General features: G+C 48.0%; 7 protein-coding genes. 3 read left to right on the plus strand and 4 right to left on the minus strand.

What is annotated here, in order from left to right:
• Positions 1 to 33 precede the first annotated feature (33 nt).
• From yiaY to R7Q46_RS01740, 3 genes are all read left to right on the plus strand, one after another.
• A complete protein-coding gene (gene yiaY, locus R7Q46_RS01730; protein WP_042521463.1) occupies positions 34 to 1,182 on the plus strand; it encodes an L-threonine dehydrogenase in 1,149 nt (382 codons plus the stop codon).
• A gap of 149 nt (positions 1,183 to 1,331) precedes the next feature.
• Positions 1,332 to 2,408 carry a PQQ-dependent sugar dehydrogenase gene (locus R7Q46_RS01735; protein ID WP_213871195.1) on the plus strand — a complete coding sequence of 359 codons (1,077 nt, stop codon included), beginning with the start codon at positions 1,332 to 1,334 and terminating at the stop codon, positions 2,406 to 2,408.
• A 142-nt stretch (positions 2,409 to 2,550) separates the two neighbouring features.
• The gene (locus tag R7Q46_RS01740; protein WP_005388252.1) at positions 2,551 to 3,165 is read left to right on the plus strand and encodes an HAD family hydrolase; all 615 of its coding nucleotides are present in this window, start codon (positions 2,551 to 2,553) and stop codon (positions 3,163 to 3,165) included.
• 108 nt (positions 3,166 to 3,273) lie between these two features.
• On the opposite strand, the gene R7Q46_RS01745 is transcribed toward R7Q46_RS01740, so the two are convergent.
• The 4 genes from R7Q46_RS01745 to R7Q46_RS01760 all read right to left on the minus strand — a co-directional run bounded on the left by R7Q46_RS01745 (position 3,274) and on the right by R7Q46_RS01760 (position 25,638).
• Positions 3,274 to 3,753, minus strand: coding sequence for a Dps family protein (locus R7Q46_RS01745; RefSeq protein ID WP_005388254.1), 480 nt, complete (start codon positions 3,751 to 3,753; stop codon positions 3,274 to 3,276).
• A 300-nt stretch (positions 3,754 to 4,053) separates the two neighbouring features.
• Positions 4,054 to 6,054 carry a methyl-accepting chemotaxis protein gene (locus tag R7Q46_RS01750; protein WP_213871196.1) on the minus strand — a complete coding sequence of 667 codons (2,001 nt, stop codon included), beginning with the start codon at positions 6,052 to 6,054 and terminating at the stop codon, positions 4,054 to 4,056.
• A 121-nt stretch (positions 6,055 to 6,175) separates the two neighbouring features.
• Positions 6,176 to 6,529, minus strand: coding sequence for a hypothetical protein (locus R7Q46_RS01755; protein WP_042605716.1), 354 nt, complete (start codon positions 6,527 to 6,529; stop codon positions 6,176 to 6,178).
• Between the two features lie 431 nt (positions 6,530 to 6,960).
• Positions 6,961 to 25,638 carry a tandem-95 repeat protein gene (locus tag R7Q46_RS01760; RefSeq protein ID WP_318077247.1) on the minus strand — a complete coding sequence of 6,226 codons (18,678 nt, stop codon included), beginning with the start codon at positions 25,636 to 25,638 and terminating at the stop codon, positions 6,961 to 6,963.
• Positions 25,639 to 25,800 lie beyond the last annotated feature (162 nt).

Genomic DNA, 25,800 nt, shown 5'->3' on the forward strand with positions numbered 1-25,800 from the left:
AGATTATTAAAAATAACGACGGAGCTATCTAATATGACAAGTGCATTTTTTATCCCTACGGTAAACCTAATGGGCGCTGGTTGTTTGAAAGACGCAGCAGACAGCATCCAATCTCAAGGCTTTAAAAAAGGTTTGATCGTTACGGATAAGATCCTTAACCAAATCGGTGTAGTCAAACAAGTTCAAGACCTTCTCACTGAGCGCGATGTAGCAACCGTTGTGTTTGATGGCACTCAACCAAATCCAACTATCAGCAACGTTAACGACGGCTTAGCACTTCTTACTGATAATGAATGTGACTTCGTTGTCTCTCTAGGTGGTGGTTCACCACACGACTGTGCGAAAGGTATCGCGCTTGTTGCTTCTAACGGCGGCAAAATCGCAGATTACGAAGGCGTAGACCAGTCTGCAAAACCAATGATGCCACTTATCGCAATCAACACGACGGCAGGTACTGCATCTGAAATGACGCGTTTCTGCATAATCACTGACGAAGAGCGTCACATCAAGATGGCTATCGTTGATAAGCACACAACACCGCTTATCTCGGTAAACGATCCAGAGCTAATGCTAGCTAAACCTGCTTCGCTAACTGCGGCAACAGGTATGGATGCCCTAACTCACGCGATTGAAGCTTACGTATCTATCGCAGCAACACCAATCACTGATGCGGTAGCAATTAAAGCGATTGAGCTTATCCAGGCTTATCTACGCACAGCAGTGAAAAACGGTGAAGATCTAGAAGCTCGTGAACAAATGGCATACGCGCAGTTTATGGCGGGTATGGCATTCAACAACGCGTCTCTAGGTTACGTACACGCAATGGCACACCAGCTAGGTGGTTTCTATGACCTTCCACACGGTGTTTGTAACGCGATTCTTCTACCTCACGTACAGCGTTACAACGCGCAAGTATGTCCTGAGCGTCTACGTGACGTAGCAAAAGCAATGGGCGTAAACGTAGAAGGCATGTCTGCTGAAGCAGGTGCAGCGGCAGCAATCGACGCTATCGTTACTCTAGCGAAAGATGTGGGTATCCCAGCAGGTATCAAAGAGCTTGGTGCGAAACTAGAAGACATCCCAACACTAGCAGACAACGCACTGAAAGACGCTTGTGGTTTCACTAACCCTAAACAAGCAACTCACGAAGAAATTTCTAAGATCTTCGAAGAAGCGATGTAATCTCGCTAACTAAACAATTCTCTAGCCTTAATTCAATCCCCGATCTCGTATCGGGGATTTTTTACATTCATATACAAGTGAATCTCTGCCAAACATAGTCTTTTAGTGTTAGCTTTTAAGTATTAACACGATTCATATTGGAAGGAACCATGAGAACGATTGCTGCTGCCCTACTCGCTTGTTTATCCTTTTCTGCCAACGCTGCCGAATACCGCGCGAACGAGGTGGCGAATGGATTTCAGATCCCTTGGGGGATCGAGTTTTTAGATAACCAACGCGTTATTGTCAATGAAAAGAACGGTACGGTTTCGTTGCTGGATATCACCACAGGCAAACCTCAAAAGCTGTTTAACGTCCCCAATGTGAACACCAGTGGACAAGCCGGCTTATTGGATGTCGCGCGCGCACCGAATGCCGATACGCAAAACCCGCAACTCTTCTTTACCTACAGCAAGCGCACGAGCAAAGGCAATACGGTGGCGTTAGCGACGGCGCAATTGCAAAACAATCAGCTTGTAGGTTGGAACGATCTCTTTGTTGCTGATGCCATCACCGACACGGGTCGCCACTACGGCAGTCGAATTTCATTTAACGACGACAAAGTTTACTTCTCAATCGGTGACCGTGGCGAACGTGATAATGGCCAAGACACTCAAACCCATGCTGGCAGTATTGTGCGCCTTAACCTTGATGGTTCGGTTCCGCAAGACAACCCATTCAAACCTTCCCAAGCTCGTCCTGAGATATGGAGTTACGGGCACCGCAACCCACAAGGTATGTTTTACGACGAAGCAACAAAACAGCTGTGGTCGATTGAACATGGACCACGCGGTGGCGATGAAATTAATCTAATCAAGAAAGGCGCGAACTACGGCTGGGCAAAAGTCTCTCATGGTAAAGAATATTGGGGACCGTTGGACGTTGGGGAAGCTAAGTCGTTACCGGGAATGGAAGATCCCAAGCTGGTATACGTCCCTTCTATCGCGCCCAGTAATATGATTTTGTACCGTGGTGATAAATACCCAGAATTGGACGGGAAAATCCTCGCAGGCGCATTGAAACTGGCGCACATCAACGTGGTTTCTATTGATAATGGCAACCTTACCGAATCAAAAAGATTAATGGAGAATCTTGGTGAGCGAATAAGAGATATAACCATCAGCCCCGATGGTTATATCTACTTTTCTACCGACAGCGGCAAAATATTTCGTCTTGAGGAAAGGTAATCAAACACTAAAATCGTTAAGACTATTTAATTTGTGACGTACTAGTGATTTATTTTCGTACAATCTAAGCAGAAGAATCTAAACTTAACAATAACCTTTTGTTTTTTAAAACGATAGTTCGGTTAAGTTGTACGAGGTCATTATGATTCCATTCCCTTTACAGCTCGATAAAATTAAAGCCGTGGTGTTTGATTTGGACAACACCTTGGTGAGTTCTGATATGAACTTCGGCGAATTGCGACAACAGCTTGGATGTCCGCAGAGTGAAGATCTATTGGATTTTGTCGACGCACTTGAGCATCCTCATCATCGAGAGCACGCTCATAACGTGATATTTGATTACGAGATTTCTGATGCTGAGCAGTCTGCTCCAATGATTGGCTGCCATGAATTGCTCGCCCACTTGCATCAAAATGAAATCAAAACCGCTATCGTGACGCGCAACTGCCAAATCGCCACTCAGCGCAAACTAGAGCACAACCAAATCTCAGTAGAACGAGTCATCACTCGTGAATGCTTCCCGCCCAAGCCAGACCCTTTGTCTCTGCAGGTATTGGCGAAAGAGTGGCGTTTGATGCCTGATGAAGTGCTTTATGTCGGCGATTACCTTTACGACTTGCAGGCAGCGTATAACGCGCAGATGCCCTCTTGCCTTGTGCACCATGGGAATCAAGAAACCTTCAATGACTCAGCCTCGTTAGCGCTTAATGAACTCAGTGATTTATTGAGCCGTTTCGAATCCTTACCACGCAAATAAAGCACACATATAAAATACGCAAACAAAAAAAGGGGCACCAACGTGCCCCTTATGACTTATTCCCGATTGTTTCATGCGTTCCCAAGGATTGCTTGGGTGATGCGCTGCTTAGCCTTGTAGGTAAGCGTTAAGCATCCACATTAATTTTTCTTGCTCACGGATGTAGTCACCCATCAATGCCGCTGTACCTTCGTCATCTGCTTCACCCGCGTTTTGTAGAATCTCACGCTGTTTTAGAAGTAGAACGCTAAAGCCTTGAACTAGCCCTTGTACACACTCCTCACCAGAAGTCGCGTTTTGATGTTCTTTAATTTCACTTGCTTCCAAGTAGTTGCTGAATGCGTGCGCTGGTGTATGACCCAAAGTTAGAATACGCTCTGCAAGCTCATCGATTTTTGTTTGTAGATCCGTGTAGATCTCTTCAAATTTTACGTGCAGTTCGAAGAATTGCGCACCTTTAATGTTCCAGTGGTAACCGCGAGAGTTCATGTACAACACTTGGTAATGCGCTAGCAGTTGATTTAGCTGTTGAGCTAGTTGTGCTGATTGTTCGCTGTCTAGACCAATTAGGCTTACTTGTTTGTTCATAATCTTGCTCCTAGAAGGATGATACCAATCGTAGTAACGAACGATTCTCTTACCGGGATTGGTATAAAGTTTAAAAATTCTTTTGCAGTATTTGCTGCCGATGGAGTCATATTACGACTCCGGCTCGGCGAAGAGAATTTGGTTTTAGCTATGATTTAAATAGCCAAATCCAATGAGCAAGTAGACGAATATCGGCGTATCATCCAACAAAAAGCCCCAACCCTTTTTGTGTAAAAAGGATTGGGGCTTTTTTACTATTTGGTTAACGTTCAAAAGTAGATGAACAGACGTAAACCTTATCTACGCCGTTTTAAAAGTTGCCATCTGTTGATTCAGCTCAGTAACTTGCTCTTTTACTTGCAATGATGTCTCTGATGCACGTTGGCTGTTATTCGAAACCTCATCCACTGATTGAGTAATACCGGACATCAATCCAGTGATCGAATTGGTCGCATGAGATTGCTGCTCTGCCGCTGCCGCAAGTTCTGCCATTTGTTCATTCAAAGAACCAATTTGCTCGGTCGTGACGAGCAAACGAGTTACCGCTTTTTCAATGTGCTCAGCGCCCTGCTCCGCAAGTGATTGACTGTGTTCAATCTCCTCAACCACCGAATGGGTCGAGCGTTGAATCGCATTGATGATACCGTTGATTTCTGTCGTCGATTGAGTAGTGCGCGTCGCTAACATGCGTACTTCGTCCGCCACAACCGCAAAGCCTCGTCCTTGGTCACCCGCACGCGCTGCTTCTATCGCGGCATTCAATGCCAGTAAGTTAGTTTGTTCTGCTAAGCCTTCAATCACTTCCGTCACTCGACCAATGGCTTCGCTCTCTTTACTTAACTGCGTCACTTGCGTGCTCGCGGTTTCAATGCTGCCATGTAAGCTTTCCATGGTGACTTTGTTTTGCTCTAGTGCATCGCGACCTTGTTCAATCTCGCCTTTTGAATCAGAAAGCTTCTGCACCGATTGATTGGCTTGATCTAGGGTGTTACGCGCGGCTAAAGCGATTTCATCCAATTGGCTTCCCATTTCAACAATGCTGGTCTGTTGCTGTTCAACATTCGATGAAGTGACTTGCGCCGATTCCAATAAAGCCCCCATGCTGGTATCCACTTGGTGCGCTTTCTCACTCACCCCTGCCACGATGCTCGCTAACGATTGGTTCATGCGGTTAATCGAATCGGTAAGGTCTGCCAATTCATCTTTCCCAACAACAGTTAACGGAGGCTGAGAAACGTCCCCTGAAGCGATCGTCTTTGCACGTTCCGATAAGTTTTTCACTCGGCGACCAATGGTGTTGCCCATGTATTTTGAAATCGCTACTGCGGCAAACAAAACCAATGCCGCAGCAATGAACATAGTGGTGAGTACGTTCTTGATCGACTGATTAATACCCTGTCCACTTTGATCAGCACGACTTTGCTGAGCCAATACGAGCGTTTCTAAGCTTTGATCTAGTGCATCCGCTGCTGGCAACAGTTCATTCGCCATTAACAAGTTTGATTCATTCCACTCTGGCGATTGACGTAATGCAATTACCTGCTCTGCTAAAGGAAAGTACAGCTGCTGCATTTCTTTAAACAGTGACCACAGTGATTGGTCGTCATCGGTAAGTCTGTCGAGTTTGCTGTCGATTTCCGCCACAGACTGATTGTGGTACTTAATCAAGTCATGGTATTTGTCTAGGTGATCTTGCTGCCCGTACAACAGGAAATCTCGCAAAGCAGACAGTGCATTGGCGAGGGAGGTATAACTGTCGGCGTAAACTTTAAACAGACGCTTTCTGTCTCCACCAAATGGGTTTCCTGACTCTTCGTTGATTAAGCTTTGAAGCTGATCAAGTGCCACTTCTGCAATGGGTACCGCTTCGTTAATAAAGAGGTTGTGCGCGGGTAAGTTCTCATCACTGTGGCTAAGTTCAATCAGCTTGTTTAGAGAAACTTTTACCGCATCCCACTGGGTTTGAATCGCTTGAAAATCCTGTTCAGAGATCAAAGCCTGCAAAGTCGGAAGCGACTCGTCTGTAGATGCCATGATATTGCGAACGTCCTCACTCAGACGTGTGCTCGCCTCTTCATCGCCACCTAGCAACATGTAGGCTCGAATAGAAGACAGTGACGCTTGAACGGACTGTTGTATACCGCGACTGGTGTCGACGGTCGGTAAATCGGATTTAAGTAACGAAGAGGCGTATTGCTCTACGGTGGTGACGTTGCGATACGTGAATACCGCTGATGCCATAAAAAGTACGGCTAGCAGCACAAAACTGAGCTGCAACTTCCCTGATATCGTAAGGTTCATCCATAAACTCCTGACAACGATGAGCCTTAAATATAACGATGTTTACAAAAATGTTAAATACAAGTATCAAAAGTTACTAAGAAAACCATGTAAACCACTATTTCAAGCCAAGAAATGGGACTTATTCGAAGTATGGTATGCGCTCACTACGTAAAATCAGATAATTAACGTAAGTGGTTTCTAAGCAGTCTTGCTCCCACAACGAGAGAATCCGCTTGGTGGCAAAGTAGTAATCTTTATTACGCAGTAGCACACCCACTGTACGGCTGAGCTGCTCAAAGCGCTGTTGCTCATTAGCAGAGATGTAATTGTCTTCACTCTGAATGATGGGCGCCAATCCATCGGCAAACCAATTGTTCAGAATTTCACGCATCTCAAGTTCCGACTCTGGTACATCGATACTCGACAACTCACGATGCTGTGGTGGTGGCACTATGTACTTCGATGCTTTTGGCGAACTGACATAACGGTACATGTCGCTCCTCCTTATAAATGACTCTTATACCCAAGTGACTTCAAGATGCAAGATTCAGAGCGTTGTCATTGATTCGGGGTCAAGGAAAACAACGCAGCGTAATAGTCAGCTCTTTCCAAGTTGTTTGACACAGAAGCCGAGTCAATGACACGCTCCCGAAGGGCGAGCTGTCTTGGTTTGTATACTTTGTTGTCGATTCTTGATTTAGACCCACTAGACCTTTAAATCGCCGCCGCGTCTACAAACCAAGCCATTCTCGCTGAACCTAACATCTCGAGGTTACTTGGGTATAAACTAGCTAAGAATACTTTTTTCAATTTCCAAGTTTTTTTCTACAGCTCATAGAAAGAAGCCCAACAAAAAGCCATGCAAAGTAGGCCCTGCATGGCTTTGGTTTGGGCAGCAATGACACTGCCCTCGTCTAGGACTGGTTACATTGAGCTTTGATCGAAATCGTTGCCTTGGTCAGTACCTGTTTGAGTATCCGAGTCGAAGCTGCCAGAGTCATCCGTGAAGTCAACACCTTGATCTTGACCTCCTGCACTTGTCCAGTCGCTGCCGCCAGACTCCATACCCGCCATATCTGGTTGCTGATCTTGAGCAGAACCTTGCATGGTGTATTGATCATCGACTTCAACTTCAACTGTGCCATTCGCACCTTCTACTGCGCTGCCCAATTCGTCGTAACCTTGGAATTGGATTTCGCTCGTACCTTCGTAACCTTCTGGTAGGTCAACCGATACTGGTTGGTTCAGGTTGCCACTTAATGTGAAGCTGCCATCGCCATTATCCAGTGCGTTGCTTACCGATGCGCCATCAGGTAGACCGGACATTTCTGCATAATCCACCGATTCGTTACCGCTGACCTCATCTGGAACCGAGATAGAAATGGTATCGCCTGGTGCTGCAGTCACATCAGCTGCGCTCTCCTCTTCACTGTCTGCACCGTTTGCTGCTTGCTCTTCAGGCTGTTGCGCTTCGCCAACTTGCTGCTCTGCTGATGCTTGAGCAGTTTGGATTTGTGGCTCGTCGCTTTGCGCTGAATCGTCCGCAACTTGGATGCTCAGATTCTGAGTCGATACTTCACCGTTGTCGTTGACCTGAACATCCATAGCCAAATTGCCATCGAAGTCATCGTTCGGCCAGTATGTCCACTCTTCGTCACCTGATTTCGCGAAGAAACCAGCATCGTTTGCATCGGCTACATCCAACACTTCTGCAGAGGGGCTAACGCCAAGCTCATCAATCAACTGCGCTTCCGTTAGGGTTAGTGAACCATCATCAGCCAATGCGTAGCCTTCGCTGGTTGTGGTTTCACCTTCACCTTGGATGTCGACATTAAAGAAGCTCTCAATGCGGTTTTCACCGTCAGTTGCAATGAAGCCAACTTGAACATCTCCGGTGTAGCCTTCTGCTGGTGTGAATTGGTAGTTACCTTGGTTATCGGTCTCTATCACACCTTGACCTTCCATTAGGCTCACTGACTCAATGCTCAAGCTGTCGCCTTCTGCATCGCTCAAGGTCGATAGCATGTCATCATTGGTGAACGACAAGGTGCCATCCGCTGCCATTTCTGTGGTAGAAATACTGTCGATCTCTGGAGAAGCATTCTCTTGTGGCGCATCTTCTTTCACGACCACACCTGTTTGCTCATCATGAAGCACACCGTCTTTATCAATCACGTATGCGATATCCGCTTCACCCGTAAAGCCTGGTGCTGGATTGAATGTCCATGTGCCATCACCGTTATCGACAATCTCACCTTGGCTGCGATCAGCTAGGTGAACGAATTTCACTTCATCACCCGCGTCAGCATCTACGTTCTCTGCCAATCCGATTAGGTCATCAGCGGTTAGGATAACGGGCTCACCCGCTAGGGTTTCGAAGTCACCTGAATCGATGCCATCTTCGAACTCTTCTGGCTCGTCACCATAATCCACCGTTGTTGCGGTCACGGTTACGAAGAACTCGCCATTAAAGTCAGCTGGAGGCGTCATTTGCAGGTCTGAAATATCCCACTCGTTCAAGTCGATGTATTGACCCGGTTCCGTAATGGTAATGGTGTTCACACCATCCGTAACTTCGAAGCCAACAGGGAAACCAGTCATCACTAGGTTACTTAGCGTTTCTGAATCGTCGATCAGACCGACATTCAAGCCTAGGTGACCTGTTTCGTCCTCACCGAAGACTAACGGACCATCATGGTCGGTTGTGATGACTGCGCCATCGGCAACAGGGCGAACAAACACTGGTACATCAAGTACCGTCTCAAACTCACCGTCACTTACCACAACTTGCAAGTCAGAAACCCCTGCAAAATCGCCAGTCGGCGTGAATGTCCAAGTACCGTCACCGTTGTCTGTTACCTCACCACCATCTTCACCTTCTGCGGTGATAATGCGTGATACGACTAGGTTTTCAGTGTCGATATCGCCGAACAAGTTCATCAAGTCGCCAGCGTCGAAGGTGAATGCGCCATCCTCGTCAGTTGCCATAAAGGCATTACCCACATTGAATGGAGCATCGTTGACTGGAATAACATCCACATTCAACGAGCCTTCAACCACTGCTTCACCATCCGTCGCGGTGTAGCCCAGTTCCACCAAACCATTGAAGTCTTGAGTGGTTACCAAGTGGTACATACCATCTGGCTGCTGAGTTAATGTCGCGTTTGCAGGAGCACGAACCGTGATGCTTTCTACGCTGATTTCGTCACCATCAAGATCCGTAACTTGATCAGCGATGTAAGCTGGGTCAATCACCATGACCACATCTTCTTCGCCTTGCATCTGGATGGTTGGCGCTTCTGGTGCATCGTTAACCGCTTCGATGTTTAGATTGCCTTCAACCGGCGTCACTAAATCACCATCGCTAACACCGAACGACATTGGCACATCACCATTGAAGTTCTCTGCCGGAGTGAATGACCAAGTGCCATCACCGTTGTCTAGCAAGTCACCGTATTGCTCATCAATCACTAGGTCGACAGCAGACAGTTCGTCGTAGGTGTTGTCGATGTCTGTTGCGTTAGCAAGCAACATGTCCTGCGTGATAAGAATGGTGGTATCTTCGGTGCCAGCAATATTCACTGGCGTTGATTGCGGCGCATCGTTAATTGGGTTCACCGTTAGGTCGACGCCCACTTCCACGCTCGCACCATCATTATCAATCAAGTCGAAACTTAGGTCGATATCGCCATTGAAGTTCGCATCAGGCGTAATCGTGAAGCTACCATCTTGGTTCTCAACAACGGTCGCATTGGCTACCGCGGTTAAGTTCACCGCTTCTAGATTATCGCTGTCGACGTCACCCGCTTGAGCCAGTAACTGCTCTTGACTCAATGTGATTGAACCGTCTTCATCGACGCTGTAAGCCAAATCGCCAGATACCGGAGCATCGTTGACTGGCAATACATCAATGTTCGCGTTGGTTGTCGCAGTTGCACCGTCTTCATCAGCCACTACTACGTCTAGACTTACGCCACCGTTGAAGTTTTCATTTGGCGCGAAGCTATAAGTGCCATCGTCATTCGCCGTTAGAATGCCGTCGCTACCACTGTAAGAGACGCTTTCTAGGCTCACGTCGCCTTCCACATCGCTTGATTGCGCTAGCAGTTGCTCTTCCGTGAAGATAATGACTTCGTCTTCATTGACAGAGTAACTTGTCGCACCTGCGATTGGTGGATCGTTCACCTCAAGAACGGTAATACCCGCAGTGGTTGAGTCTGTCGCACCCTCATCATCGACAACCACAACGTCTAGGCTGACCTCGCCATTGAAGTTCTCGTTTGGAGAGAAGGTGTAAGTACCATCGCCATTAATTTCTAGCACACCGTCGTTACCGCTGTAACTCACGCTGCTGATCGCAACATCACCCTCGATATCAGACGAATTAGCCAGTAGTTGCTCGTCACTGATGGTGATCGAGTTATCTTCATGCACTGTGTAAGACGTGCTGCCTGCCACCGGTGGATCGTTCTCTGGCGTCACACTCACATCGATATTCGCGGTCACGGTGTCCGTGCCATCAGAAACATCGAAGGTAAAGTTCACATCACCATTGAAGTTCTCGTTTGGAGCAAAGCTGTAAGTGCCATCGCCATTGTCAGTAAGAACACCGTCCGCGCCAGTGTAAGTGACACCTTCTACCGATAGGTCATCGCCATCGATATCCGTTGCGCCATCAAGTAGGTCTTGATCAGTGAAGGTCAACACGCCATCTTCACCAATGGTGAACGCTTGATCTTCTGGCTGCGGTAAGTCATTGACAGGGTTAACCGTTAGGTCCGCCGTTGCAACGATAGTATCGGTGCCATCGTTGATATCGAACGTGATATCAATGTCGCCATTGAAGTTCGCGTCAGGCGTAATGGTAAAGCTACCATCGTCATTAGCCGTAACCGTCGCATCACCGTCAACCACTAGGTTAGATGCAGTTAGTGCATCACCTTCTACATCCGTTGCTTGTGCCAACAATTGTTCTTGGCTTAGCGTGATTGAGTTGTCTTCGTCGACACTGTAAGCCAAGTCACCCGATACTGGAGCATCATTGATTGGCAGAACATCAATGTTTGCCGTCGTCGAAGCGGTCGCACCATCTTCGTCCACGACTACAACATCAAGGTTCACTTCACCATTGAAGTTTTGGTTTGGTGCAAAGCTGAACGTACCATCACCATTGTCGGTAAAGATACCTTCGCTGCCACTGTAGCTCACGCTATCTAGTGTTACCTCACCTTCAATATCGGAAGAGTTTGCCAACAACTGTTCTGCACTGATGGTGATGACTTCATCTTCATCAATGGTGTAACTGGTTGTGCCTGCGATTGGTGGATCATTCACCTCAAGAACGGTAATACCCGCTGTTGTTGTATCAACCGCGCCGTCCTCGTCAACCACGACAACATCAAGGCTAACATCGCCTGTAAAGTTTTCGTTTGGTGAGAAGGTGTAAGTACCATCGCCATTAATTTCGAGCACACCGTCGTTGCCACTGTAACTCACGCTGCTGATCGCAACATCACCCTCGATATCAGACGAATTAGCCAGTAGTTGCTCATCACTGATGGTGATCGAGTTGTCTTCATGTACGGTGTAAGACGTGCTGCCTGCAACTGGCGGATCGTTCTCTGGCGTCACACTCACATCAATGTTGGCAGAGGTTGTATCCGTACCGTCTGATACATCAAACGTGAAGTTCACATCGCCATTGAAGTTCTCGTTAGGCGCGAAGCTGTACGTGCCATCGCCATTGTCGGTTAGGACACCGTCCGTGCCAGTGTAAGTCACGCCTTCAACTGTTAGGTTGTCACCTTCTACATCCGTCGCGCCTGTTAACAAGTCTGCGTCTGTGAAGGTAAGAAGACCATCCTCACCCACGGTGAACGCTTGATCTTGTGGCTCTGGAGCATCATTGACTGGTGTCACCGATAGATCGAGACCAGCCGCAACCACTTCTTCACCATCCGTGACATCGTAACTAAACTCGATATCACCGTAGAAGTTCTCGCTTGGAGTAATGGTGAAACTGCCATCCTCATTCATTTCAACCGTGGCATTTGCATCGTTGGTGCTCAGGTTGATTGCGCTTAGGTCATCGCCATCGATATCAACAGCGTGCTCCAGTAACTGCTCTTGAGTCAGCGTAATGCTGTTGTCTTCGGCAGTGACTGCTGTGATATCGCCCGTCACTTCTGGTGCGTCATTGGTCGGCGAGATATGAATTGTCACATCTTGCGTCGCTGTCGCCGTGGTTCCGGTATCCACATCCGTAGAGGTTGCGTTCACGATTAGCGTCACATCGCCGTTGAAGTCCGCAGAAGGAATAAACTCTAGTCCTTCTAGCTCGCCTGGTTGTAGTGACCAAGTGCCGTCCCCGTTATCAACACCCGCTGATAGCGCGCTGCCTTCTGGCACATCTTCAATCAAGATAGCGAGGTTTTCTGAACCATCTGTATCGGTTAACGCTGCATCGATATCAAGTGGCACTGGTGTATCTTCGGTACCAATGATTTGGTAATCCGCGTCCGCTACCGTGATTTCGATGTTGTCGATACCAAACGATTCATCCCAAACGTCTTGATTCAAGGTTGAACCGAAGCCGAGTTGCAGTTCACCATCCTCGACAGGAACCGTCAGGTTGATTTGGTGAGCTTGGTCGTTCCAACCACTGAAGCCTTCACGTTGAGAGGCTCCGTGGATCACTTCACCCACTTCATTACCATCTGAGTCGTAAAGCGTTGTCGTGCCATCTTGAGTACGGAACGCGGAGTTTTCCAAGGTGGTTAGCTGTTCACCGCCCACAAAGATTTGGAACGACTCGCCATCCCAAGAATCGATTTCGTAGAAGCTAAACGAGATATTCACTTCATTAACATCGCTTGGGATCTCGTAGGTTTTGCTGACCGCTTCATCACCGCCAGTGCCACCAATACGACCCAGCATGTCGCCTGTTTCGAAGCCTTGTGAGCTCTCAGTGTTCGCGTTCCAACCGTTCGAGCCAGACTCGAAGTTATCAGAGGCAATCACCAAGTCCGAAGCAATCGACAACTCTGGCATATCAACCACAGATTGAACATCAATGTTCGCTTCAGCAGGAACCGTTGCAGTGCCATCGTTGACATCAAACGTCACGTTCACGTTGCCGTCGAAGTTTTCGTTTGGTGCGAAGGTGTAAGTGCCGTCACCGTTATCAACCAAGGTACCGCTGTCAGAGGCAACGTTTTCAACCGTTAAGTTATCACCATCGATATCACCTGCATTTTGCAGCAGTTGCTCTTCAGTGAAGGTGAAGCTGGTATCCTCTTGCGTGACGAACTGTGGCTGACCAACCGTTGGTAGGTCATTCACTGGGTTCACAGTCAGATCGGCAGTCGCTTGAATGGTTGCATCACCGTCCGTAATGTCGAAGCTCAGATCAATGTCGTCATTGAAGTCCGCATCTGGTGTGATAGTGAAGCTACCATCGTCATTCGCAACAACGGTCGCATTGCCATCAACTGTCAGGTTCGATGCGGTTAGGTCATCACCATCCACGTCGCCGGCTTGAGCAAGAAGTTGCTCTTGGCTGAGAGTGATAGAACCATCTTCATCCACGCTGTAAGCCAAATCACCTGATACCGGAGCATCATTGATTGGCAATACATCGATGCTTGCATTGGTTGCTACCGTTGCACCATCTTCATCAGTCACAACCACATCAAGGCTGACATCACCGTTGAAGTTTTCGTTTGGCGCGAAGCTGAATGTGCCATCGCCGTTGTCAGTAAAGATACCGTCGGAGCCGCTGTAGCTGACGCTATCAATCGCCACCTCACCTTCAACATCAGAAGCATTCGCCAATAGCTGCTCAGAGCTAATGGTGATGACTTCATCTTCGTTAACGGAGTAGCTGGTCGCGCCTGCGATTGGTGGGTCGTTCACCTCAAGAACAGTAATGCCAGCGGTGGTTGAGTCCGTCGCACCGTCTTCATCTACCACGACAACATCTAGGCTCACTTCACCATTGAAGTTCTCGTTTGGCGAGAAGGTGTAAGTACCGTCACCATTGTCTTGGAACACGCCATCTGCGCCACTGTAGCTGACGCTGTCGATTGCTACTTCACCTTCTACGTCAGATGAGTTAGCCAATAACTGCTCGTTACTGATGGTGATCGAATTGTCTTCATGCACCGTGTAAGACGTGCTGCCTGCCACTGGTGGATCGTTCTCTGGCGTCACGCTTACATCGATATTTGCGGTCACGGTATCCGTGCCATCGGAAACATCGAAGGTAAAGTTCACGTCGCCATTGAAGTTTTCGTTTGGCGCGAAGCTGTAAGTGCCATCACCATTGTCGGTTAGAACACCATCAGCGCCTGTGTAGCTCACGCCTTCAACCGATAGGTCATCGCCATCGATATCTGTTGCGCCATCAAGCAGATCTTCATCAGTGAACAACAAGACGCCATCTTCACCAATGGTGAACGCTTGATCTTCTGGCTGTGGTAGGTCGTTAACTGGATTAACCGTCAGGTCAGCTGTTGCAACAATAGCGTCGGTGCCGTCGTTGATGTCGAACGTGATATCAATGTCGCCATTGAAGTTCGCATCAGGCGTGATGGTGAAGCTGCCATCATCGTTTGCCGTGACCGTTGCATCACCGTCAACCACTAGGTTAGTCGCGGTTAGCGCGTCGCCTTCTACATCCGATGCTTGAGCAAGAAGCTGTTCTTGGCTTAGCGTAATTGAATTGTCTTCATCGACACTGTAAGCCAAGTTGCCCGATACTGGCGCATCGTTGATTGGCAATACATCGATGTTTGCGTTAGTTGCCGCAGTTGCACCGTCTTCATCAACAACCACAACATCTAGGCTGACATCGCCATCGAAGTTGGCGTTTGGTGCGAAGCTGAATGTACCGTCACCGTTATCGGTAAAGATACCGTCGGAGCCGCTGTAGCTGACGCTATCAATCGCAACTTCACCTTCAACATCAGAAGCGTTCGCCAATAGCTGTTCAGAGCTAATGGTGATGACTTCGTCTTCGTTCACTGAGTAGCTAGTCGCACCTGCGATTGGTGGATCGTTCACCTCAAGTACTGTAATACCTGCGGTAGTTGAATCCGTCGCACCGTCTTCATCGACCACGACAACATCTAGGCTCACTTCGCCATTGAAGTTCTCGTTTGGCGAGAAGGTGTACGTACCGTCACCATTGTCTTGGAACACACCATCTGTGCCGCTGTAGCTCACGCTATCAATCGCCACTTCGCCTTCTATATCAGACGAGTTAGCCAACAGCTGTTCGTTACTGATGGTGATCGAGTTGTCTTCATACACTGTGTAAGATGTGCTACCTGCCACTGGTGGATCGTTCTCTGGTGTGACTGTCACATCGATATTCGCAGTCACGGTGTCCGTGCCATCGGAAACATCGAAGGTGAAGTTCACATCACCATTGAAGTTCTCATTCGGTGCGAAGCTATATGTACCATCGCCATTGTCAGTTAGGACACCGTCCGCGCCTGTGTAAGTGACACCTTCTACCGATAGATCATCGCCATCGATGTCCGTTGCACCATCCAACAGGTCTTGAACAGTGAAGGTCAACACACCATCTTCACCAATGGTGAACGCTTGATCTTCCGGCTGCGGCAAGTCATTAACTGGGTTAACGGTTAGGTCCGCCGTTGCAACAATAGTGTCGCTGCCGTCGTTGATATCGAACGTGATATCAATGTCGCCATTAAAGTTCGCATCTGGCGTGATAGTGAAGCTACCATCGTCGTTTGCCGTAACCGTTGCATCGCCATCAACCACTAGATTAGATGCGGTTAATGCGTCGCCTTCTACATCCGATGCTTGAGCAAGAAGCTGCTCTTGACTCAACGTGATTGAGTTGTCTTCGTCGACGCTGTACGCCAAGTTACCCGATACTGGTGCATCATTGATTGGTAAGACATCGATGTTTGCGTTAGTTGCCGCAGTTGCACCGTCTTCATCAACAACCACAACATCTAGGCTCACATCGCCATCAAAGTTGGCGTTTGGTGCGAAGCTGAATGTACCGTCACCGTTATCGGTAAAGATACCGTCGGAGCCGCTGTAGCTCACGCTATCAATCGCAACTTCACCTTCAACGTCAGAAGCGTTCGCCAACAGCTGTTCAGAGCTAATGGTGATGACTTCGTCTTCGTTCACTGAGTAGCTAGTCGCGCCTGCGATTGGTGGGTCATTTACCTCAATCACAGTAATGCCAGCAGTGGTAGAATCCGTTGCACCTTCTTCATCGACAACGACAACATCTAGGCTCACCTCGCCGCTGAAGTTCTCGTTTGGTGAGAAGGTGTAAGTACCATCACCGTTGATTTCTAACACACCATCGTTACCGCTGTAGCTCACGCTATCAATCAACACATCGCCTTCAATATCCGATGAGTTCGCTAATAGCTGCTCGTCACTGATGGTAATCGAATTGTCTTCATGAACGGTGTAAGCCGTGCTGCCTGCAACCGGTGGATCGTTCTCTGGCGTCACTGTTACATCGATATTTGCCGTCACGGTATCCGTGCCATCAGAAACATCGAAAGTGAAGCTCACATCGCCATTGAAGTTCTCGTTTGGTGCGAAGCTATATGTGCCATCACCGTTGTCAGTAAGAACACCGTCTGCGCCTGTGTAAGTGACGCCCTCAACAGATAGGTCATCCCCTTCAATGTCGGTAGCGCCTGTTAGCAGATCCGAATCAGTAAAGGTCAGCACACCATCTTCACCAACAGTGAACGCTTGATCTTGTGGTTCAGGCGCATCATTAACTGGTGACACCAATAACTCAAGGTTGGTAGAGACAACATCATCGCCATCAGACACATCGAACGTAAAGGTGATATCACCATTAAAGTCCGCATCTGGCGTTAAGGTGTAAGTACCGTCGCCATTGTCTGTGATGGTGATGTTTTCATCATCCGTAGCCAAATTCAGCGCTGTCAGTTGGTCTCCATCCAAGTCACGCGCATTAGCGAGTAAATCTTCTTGCGTAATTAGGATTGAACCATCTTCTTCAACCATCGCTGAAACAGGCAATGCTTCAGGCGCATGTTCAATGTGGGCACCAGTTGCATTGACGTAGATGGTTTGAGAAACGGTTTCAGAATCATTATTTGATAGCTCTGTTGCCGTTGCCGTTACGTTGATTTCTAGCTGTTGGTTAAAGTCTTCTGGCAATTGAATCTGTAGCTCTTGTTCAATTGCTGTGGTTGGAAGCGTTACAGAACCATCTGGTCCTACTGTTACTTCACCGCTGTAGATCTGGCTGTTCACTTCACCTACATCAATGGTGAAGTTGAAGTCTGTGTAATCGGCATCGCCGCCACCGTAGAGATCTTCAAAGCCGTAAACCAGTTCACCGTCTTCGTTCACGGTAGTTCGGGTATGTTCAATACCATCTTGGTTGAGCTCTGAGCTTGAACCACCGTGGAAGACTGCATCACCGAATTGACTTTGAATCACGGTTTCAGAACCATCAGCGCCAACAAACACGAGTTGTGGGTCAACTGTATCCATGTTCGCAGGAGAGCCATCTGCTGCACGGAACTCATATTGACCATCTTGCATGGACGCGAAGTCATTAAAGTTATGACCGTTAGGGATCAAGAATAGGTTGAAGCTTTCCCCTTCCGAGATTTGGAAGCTGAACTGATCTTGTCCCGGAACGAGGTCACCGCCGCCGCCAACTTGAGAGGCGTTTTCGTACACCACTTCAACGCCCGTGATGTTGCCATCTTCATCGACTTTGTAGTAACCCGCTGTGTTTTGGTAACCCGCGGTTTCACCTTCAAACGTAACCGTGATTTCAGTATCGTTGAAACTGGTGATACCGTTGTCTTGATCGTTAAGCACCCCTTCGTTGTCGTAGCTGATCACCGAACCTTCAGGAACACCATCCACGGTCACAGTCAGCGTTTCTGACAAGTCTTGGTCAACCAATGCTGCGGCAATGTTCACTTCAACAATACCGCCTGGCTCAACCAAGATCGCTTGGTCATCCACGTTTCGACCGTCGCCATCAGTGATGACTAGGTCTGGCGCATCTGCCACGGCTTCGATATGGACATTAATGTCTTGCTCAACTTCATCAGTACCGTCAGAAACCGTAAAGCTGAATTGCAAGTCACCACTGAAGTGCTCTTCTGGTACGAAGCTAAATGTACCGTCACCGTTGTCCGTTACAGTACCTTCATCACCCGAGTAGTTAATGCTGGTAACGGTGAGGTCATCACCATCAATATCAATCGCGCCACTTAGCAGATCTTCTTGCGTGAACAGGATGCTGCCATCCTCTTCAATGTGGTACATGCCAGGTGCAACAATTGGAATGTCATTAACTGGGTTCACCGTCAATGTCATTTCATTGGCAACACTCAATTCACCGTCGCTCACTTCATAAGTAAACTCGATGTCTCCATTGAAGTGCTGTGAAGGTGTAACGGTAAAGGTGCCGTCGCCGTTATCCACGATAGAGGCATTCGGATCATTGGTTTCTAGTGCCGTTGCGTATAGGTCATCACCATCTTGATCGCTGGCGTTTTCAAGCAGCATTTCTTGTGTCACGAGGATAGAGCCATCCTCGTCCACGTCTGCCACGATTGGCGCTGCTTCTGGCGCATCGTTGACGAACTCAACTTTCAAGTCGATGTTTGCCGCCACCACATCGGTGCCATCGCTCACATCAAACGTAAGGTCAACATTACCAAAGAAGCCCTGCTCTGGCGTTAACGTGTAAGTGCCATCGCCATTGTCTGTCACTTGAACCGTGTCGCTTAAACTCGTCACGTTCACAACAGATAAATCATCGCCTTCGATGTCCGTCGCTTGAGCCAGCAGCTCTGCTTCAGTAATCGTGATAGCTTCACCGTCTTCTGTGGTGAAGGACAAATCAGGTACATCTGGCAGGTCGTTCACTGGGTTAACGGTGAGGTTTAGATCCGCAGCGACGGTTTCGATCGCGTCAGTTACGTCATAAGTAAATTCGATTTCACCAAAGAAGTTTTCGCTCGGTGTAATCGTAAAGCTACCATCAGCGTTCTCAACGATGGTTGCATTAGGATCGTTGGTCGACAGGTTCACCGCTTCAAGGTTGTCACCATCCACGTCCGTCGCGTTCGCTAACAAGTCTTCTTGAGTAATGGTAATTGAGCCATCTTCATCAACGACCGCATCAACAGGACCGCTGACCTCTGGACCTTCGTTGACGATCTCAACATCGATCTTCGCTGTGCTTGGTGCACTTGCTTGACCGTCGCTGATGTCGAAGGTCAAGTTCACTTCACCATAGAAGTTCGAAGTTGGTTCGAAGGTAAAGGTGTTGTCGCCGTTATCTGTCAACGTACCTTGTGACTGGTCAACAAGCAGCAGATTCTCGATATGCAGAATGTCGCCATCCACATCAGTCGCACCTGATAACAGGTCTTTTGCTTCGATGATGATGGTGCCGTTTTCTAGCATTTGAGTGTGCAGCGGTGCACCAGGAACTGGCACATCGTTGACAGGAATAACGGTCAGATCTAGATGGGTATCGACTTCATCGGTGCCATCGAAGACTTTGTAGTCGATGTCGACTTCACCATTGAAGTTTTCATTCGGCATAAAGGTGTAAGTGCCGTCGCCATTGTCGACAAGCTCACCGTTATCACCGCTGTAAGAGATATCAGAGATAGACAGCGCATCGCCTTCCACATCACTTGCATTCGCAAGCAGATCGTCCGCGCTAAACGTAATGCCCACATCCTCATCAGTCGACAACACAATCGGACCAGAAACAATTGGCGCATCGTTTACTGCTTCGAAGTTGATGTTGATGATGTTGTCGTCAGTGAGTTCTCCATCTGTAACTTGGTAACCAAGCTCAATCTCACCGTAGAAGTTCTCATCTGGTGTGACTGTCCATGTACCATCGCCGTTGTCGGTTAACGTAGCGTGCTCCGCGTTATCCCCCACCAGCTCAAGGTTTTGAATATCAAGAACATCGCTATCGATATCACTCGCTTGTGCTAAAAGCTGTTCTTCTGTGATAACCACAGAGGCAAACTGCGTAGAACCTTCGGTATCAATGGTCACATTTGGCAGATCAGCCGTCAGTTCGATTTCACTGTCACCTTCACGGATATTCAGTTCTACCGTTTCAGTGATTTCCGTGCCGTCCACGCCAATAGAAGTGAACACCGCTTCATCATGACAAGTTTGCGATACCGTCATGTTTTGAACCACGTAAGTACCGTTACCTTGAATCGTACCTAGCTCAAAGTAAGATACCGGCTCGTTCACCGTTAGGGTGTAATCCGTCTCATAGCTACCACGATCTTCTTTGTGGTAAGTCATCGAGTCGATCAAGTCACCATCAGAGTTGAATGCGCGAATTTCGACTTCGGTAAAGTGGCGAGACTCTTCCATAAACCAGCCGCCTAGACCATCTAGGTGGAAGCTGATTTCGTTGATGTCTTGACCTTCAACGGTCACAGTTAGTTTTTCATCACCACTCAAGCCTTGGCGGTCAGTATCGCCAATACCATGCCCAATGTGTGTGTTACCATTCCACGCACCAAGCGGATCATCATTACTCTGCACCGTGACGGTCAAATCACCATCAGTGAACTGGCGAGTATATGGGTCAATTTCATCACCCCAATCATCAACACTTGCATTGTCATCAAAGGTACCGATTTGAGTGGTATGCGTACCGTTCGCCAACGCATCATCATTTGGAATGAAGCGCACTTCCGTGTCTGCAGGAACCTCCTGCCCGACTTCTAGCTGTACCCATTCGTCATTTAGATTTGCTTCAATGATGCCGTTTTCAGGGGCTTGGTCGAGACGTAACGCAGGCTCTTCACGCAGAGAAACACCCACTGTTTGGTCTTCTTCCGCTTGAATAAAGATCTCATCGCCCGCTTCTGGCGCATCGTTGACAGGATTAACGGTCAGATCCAGCGTGGTAAGAACATCATTTTCGCCATCGCTGATGTTATAAGTGAAGTCCAACTCACCGTTAAAGTTTTCCGTATGCGTAATGGTGAATGAACCATCGTCGTTGGCTACGATCGTCGCATCTGGGTCATTGGTTTGTAGATTGCTGGCAACAAGGTCATCACCTTCAATGTCTGTCGCATTCGCAAGCAACTGTTCTTGTGTAATGGTGATGGCGTTATCTTCATCCACTTCAGCTTGAATGCCTGACGTTTCTGGTACGTCGTTCACCGCGATAACATCGATGCCTGCGGTTGTTGTATCCGTTGCACCATCTTGGTCGATAACTGTAACGTCAAGCGAAATGTTACCGTCAAAGTTTTCATTTGGCGTGAAGGTATATGTGCCGTCGCCATTGTCCACGAAGCTACCGTCGTTACCAGAGTAGCTAACATTCGCCAAGGCTACATCGCCTTCCACATCAGAAGAGTTAGCTAACAACTGCTCGTCACTAATGGTGATTTGACCGTCTTCTTGAACCGTGTAAGACGTAGAACCTGCCACCGGCGGATCGTTCACTGGAGTCACGCTGACATCAATGAATGCTGGTGTTGAACCTGTGCCGTCAGACACATCGAATGTGAACTGAACATCACCGTTGAAGTTTTCATTCGGCGCGAAGCTGTAAGTGCCATCGCCATTGTCGGTAAGCACACCATCCGCACCTGTGTAGAGTACGTTTTCGATAGACAGATCATCGCCATCAATATCCGATGCGCCTTCCAATAGGTCTGCATCCGTGAACAGCAAGGTGCCATCTTCTTCTACCGTGAACTGTTGATCTTGCGCTTGTGGCAAGTCATTCACAGGATTAACCGTAATATCCAGACCAACTTGTACCGAGCCACCATCGTTATCAATGATATCGAAGGTCAGATCTAGGTCGCCGTTGTAGTTTTCATCCGGTGTGATGGTGTAACTGCCATCATCGTTGTATTGAATTGTCGCGTTGTCATCTGTCGATAGATTGATGGCTTCAAGGTTCTCGCTATCAATATCGCCCGCTTTGGCAAGCAACTGCTCTTGGCTTAGCGTAATTGAGCTGTCTTCGTTGATGGTGTAAGCCAAATCACCCGATACTGGTGGATCGTTGATTGGTAAGACATCGACATTGATGTGCGTATCAACGGTTGCCCCATTTTCATCTTGAATGGTCACATCCAACTGAACTTGACCATTGAAGTTCTCGTTTGGTGCAAAACTACAAGTACCATCGCCATTGACGGTAAAGATACCATCCGAGCCTTCATAGCTGATGCCAACAAGCTCTACATCGCCCTCGATATCAGATGCGTTGGCAAGAATTTGTGACTCACTGAATGTCAGAACTGAATCTTCATCAATCGTGTAAGACGTTGGACCGGCAACTGGAGGATCATTCACTTCAATGACCGTAATGCCTGCGGTCGTTTCGTCAATCGCTCCTTGCTCATCCGCCACAATCACATCAAGGCTGATATCACCACTGAAGTTCTCATTCGGCATGAAGGTGTAAGTACCGTCACCGTTGTCTTGGAATACGCCATCGGTGCCTGAATAGGTCACGCTATCGATGGACACCGCGCCTTCCACATCCGAAGAGTTAGCCAGAAGCTGCTCGTCGGAAATCGTAATCGCATTATCTTCATCAACCGTGTAAGACGTTGAACCCGCAACCGGAGGATCGTTCACTGGAGTGACGCTCACATCCACATTGGCAGGTACGGTTTCAGTACCGTCAGAAACACCAAAGCTAAAGCTGACATCACCGTTGAAGTTTTCGTTTGGTGCAAAGGTGTAAGTACCATCACCGTGGTCAGTTAGCACACCATCGCTGCCTGTGTAGCTAATGCCATCAACCGTTAAGTTGTCGCCATCGATATCGGTCGCGCCAGCAAGCAAGTCTGCATCGGTAAACTGAAGCGTGCCATCTTCTTCAACACTGAACTGCTGGTCTTGAGGAACAGGAAGATCGTTAACTGGATTAACCGTTAGATCCGCCGTTGCTTGGATTGTGTCTGTGCCATCTGTAATGTTGAATTGGATATCAATGTCACCATTAAAGTCCGCATCTGGTGTAATCGTGAAGCTGCCATCATCGTTCGCTGTAACGGTTGCGTTTCCATCGACAGTCAAATCGCTAGCAGTCAGACCATCTCCCTCAATATCAGACGCTTGAGAAAGAAGCTGCTCTTGGCTGAGTGTAATCGCACCGTCTTCATCAACGCTGTAAGCCAAATCACCCGATACTGGCGCATCATTGATTGGCAATACATTCACATTGATGACGGTATCAACTTCTGCCCCATCTTCATCTCGAATGGTCACATCAAGTTGAACTTGTCCGTTAAAGTTCTCGTTTGGCGCGAAGCTGCACGTGCCATCATCGTTAACAGTGAAAATACCATCCGGACCATCGTAACTAATGCCAACAAGCTCTACATCGCCTTCCACATCAGAGGCATTCAACAGCACTTGCGACTCACTGAAGGTCAGAACTGAATCTTCATCAATAGTGTAAGAAGTTGGTCCTGCGACTGGTGGATCGTTCACTTCCAGTACTGTAATGCCAGCAGTGGTGGCATCCGTTGCGCCTTCTTCATCAGCGACGACAACGTCAAGCGTCACTTCACCATTAAAGTTTTCATTTGGAGAGAAGGTGTACGTACCGTCACCATTGATTTGCAACACACCATCGCTGCCAGAGTAGCTCACGCTATCAATCGAGACATCCCCTTCTAAATCCGAAGAGTTTGCCAGCAGCTGCGCGTCAGAAATGGTAATAGAGTTGTCTTCGTGAACCGTGTAAGACGTTGAACCAGCCACCGGAGGATCATTCACCGGCGTGACGCTCACATCTACATTCGCTGAAACCGTATCCGTGCCATCAGATACGTCGAAGCTGAAGTTCACATCGCCATTGAAGTTCTCATTTGGCGCAAAGCTATATGTGCCATCTCCATTGTCAGTTAGAACGCCGTCGGTGCCTTCATAGCTGATTCCCGTTACAGAAAGGTCATCGCCTTCAATGTCGGTAGCACCTGCAAGCAGATCTGCATCAGTAAATTGAAGAGTGCCGTCCTCTTCCACACTGAATTGTTGATCTTGAGGAACAGGCAGATCGTTGATTGGATTAACGGTTAGGTCAGCGGTTGCTTGAACGGTATTCGTGCCATCTGAGATATCGAAGCTGATGTCGATATCACCATTGAAATCTGCGTCCGGCGTGATGGTGAAGCTACCATCGTCATTTTGAGTCACCGTCGCATTGCCATCTACCGAAAGATTAGATGCCGTCAGTGCATCGCCTTCCACGTCAGAAGCTTGCGACAACAACTGCTCTTGGCTCAAACGAATCGAGCCATCTTCGTCCACCGAGTAAGCAAGATTGCCAGACACTGGCGCATCATCGACTGGTGTGACGCTTACATCAATGTTGGCAGAAACCGTATCTGTGCCATCGGATACATCAAAGCTGAAGTTCACATCACCATTGAAATTTTCATTTGGCGCAAAAGTGTAAGTCCCATTGCCGTTGTCGGTCAGGATGCCGTCGCCACCATCGTAACTTACACCTTCAACTGTGAGGTTATCGCCTTCAATATCCGTTGCGCCAGCAAGCAGGTCAGCATCGGTGAAGATCAGCGTACCATCCTCTTCAATCTCAAAGGTTTTATCTTCAGGCACTGGTGCGTCATTGATTGGACGAACAGTTAAATCAATCGAGCTAGAAATGGTTTCTTGACCATCACTGATATCAAACGTTAAGTCGAGTTCACCATTAAAATCAGTATCAGGTGTGACGGTATAAGTGCCATCACCATTATCCACAACCGATGCATTAGCACCCACTTGCACGTTGAATGCGGCAAGATCATCGCCATCAACATCACTCGCGTACCCGAGAAGTTGTTCTTGAGTGAAGGTAATAGTGCCATCTTCATCCATGATGTATGCCAGATCTTGCCCTACTTCTGGCGCGTCATTTTCACCTTCGACTTTAATTTGGAACGTTTCGCTCGTAGTTTCGGAGTCGAAATCGTCTTCTACTTGCGTCGTGGTTTCTTCGCTGGTGTCTTGTACATCCACCGCGAAGCTCTCTTCAGTGGTTTCTGAATCTAGCTCGTCACCACCTTGAGAACCTTCAGAGTCTGAAGAAGCACTTGGCGCAGATGAAGTTTGTACCGCTTGTCCTTGCGCTTCATTGCCTTCTGCGTCCGAACCACCTTCAGAGCCAGAGGCATCACCACCACCGACCGCTTGGGCACCCGCCCCAGAATCCGAACCACCGCTGCCCAGAGCCTCGTCACCTGATTCTCCGCTAGAAACTACACTATCAACAACATTGGATTGTGCAGCGTCAGAGTCGCTGCTACTTTCAGTATCCTCTTCTTGAACTGCGCCACCCGAGCTCACTGCTTCTTCTTCCGTACCCGCGCCACTAGGATTTTCTTCCATCGCACGATTGGCTTCATCAACAGCATCTGCACTTTCAGCACCAGTCGCTACAGTCGAAGAGACGGTCGACTGCTGTTTTTCTTCTTTTGTCCCCGTATCCTTCGTTTCTGTTTGCTCTACCGCATCGTTAAGCTTTTCATTGTCTTTTTCTTGATTAGTGTCGCCTGCCATTACAGCCTCCGTTGCTTTTAGCTAACTGATCGTATTTAGAGGCAGTAAAGGACACCATTTTTAGAAACCAACTTTTTTATACAACTTTTTTCATACCTTTCGAGTTCCATAAAAACAAAAAAATTTGAAAACCCAGTATAAAGATCCTTACTTGTTGTCATT

Source organism: Vibrio sp. 811 (genome assembly GCF_033339195.1).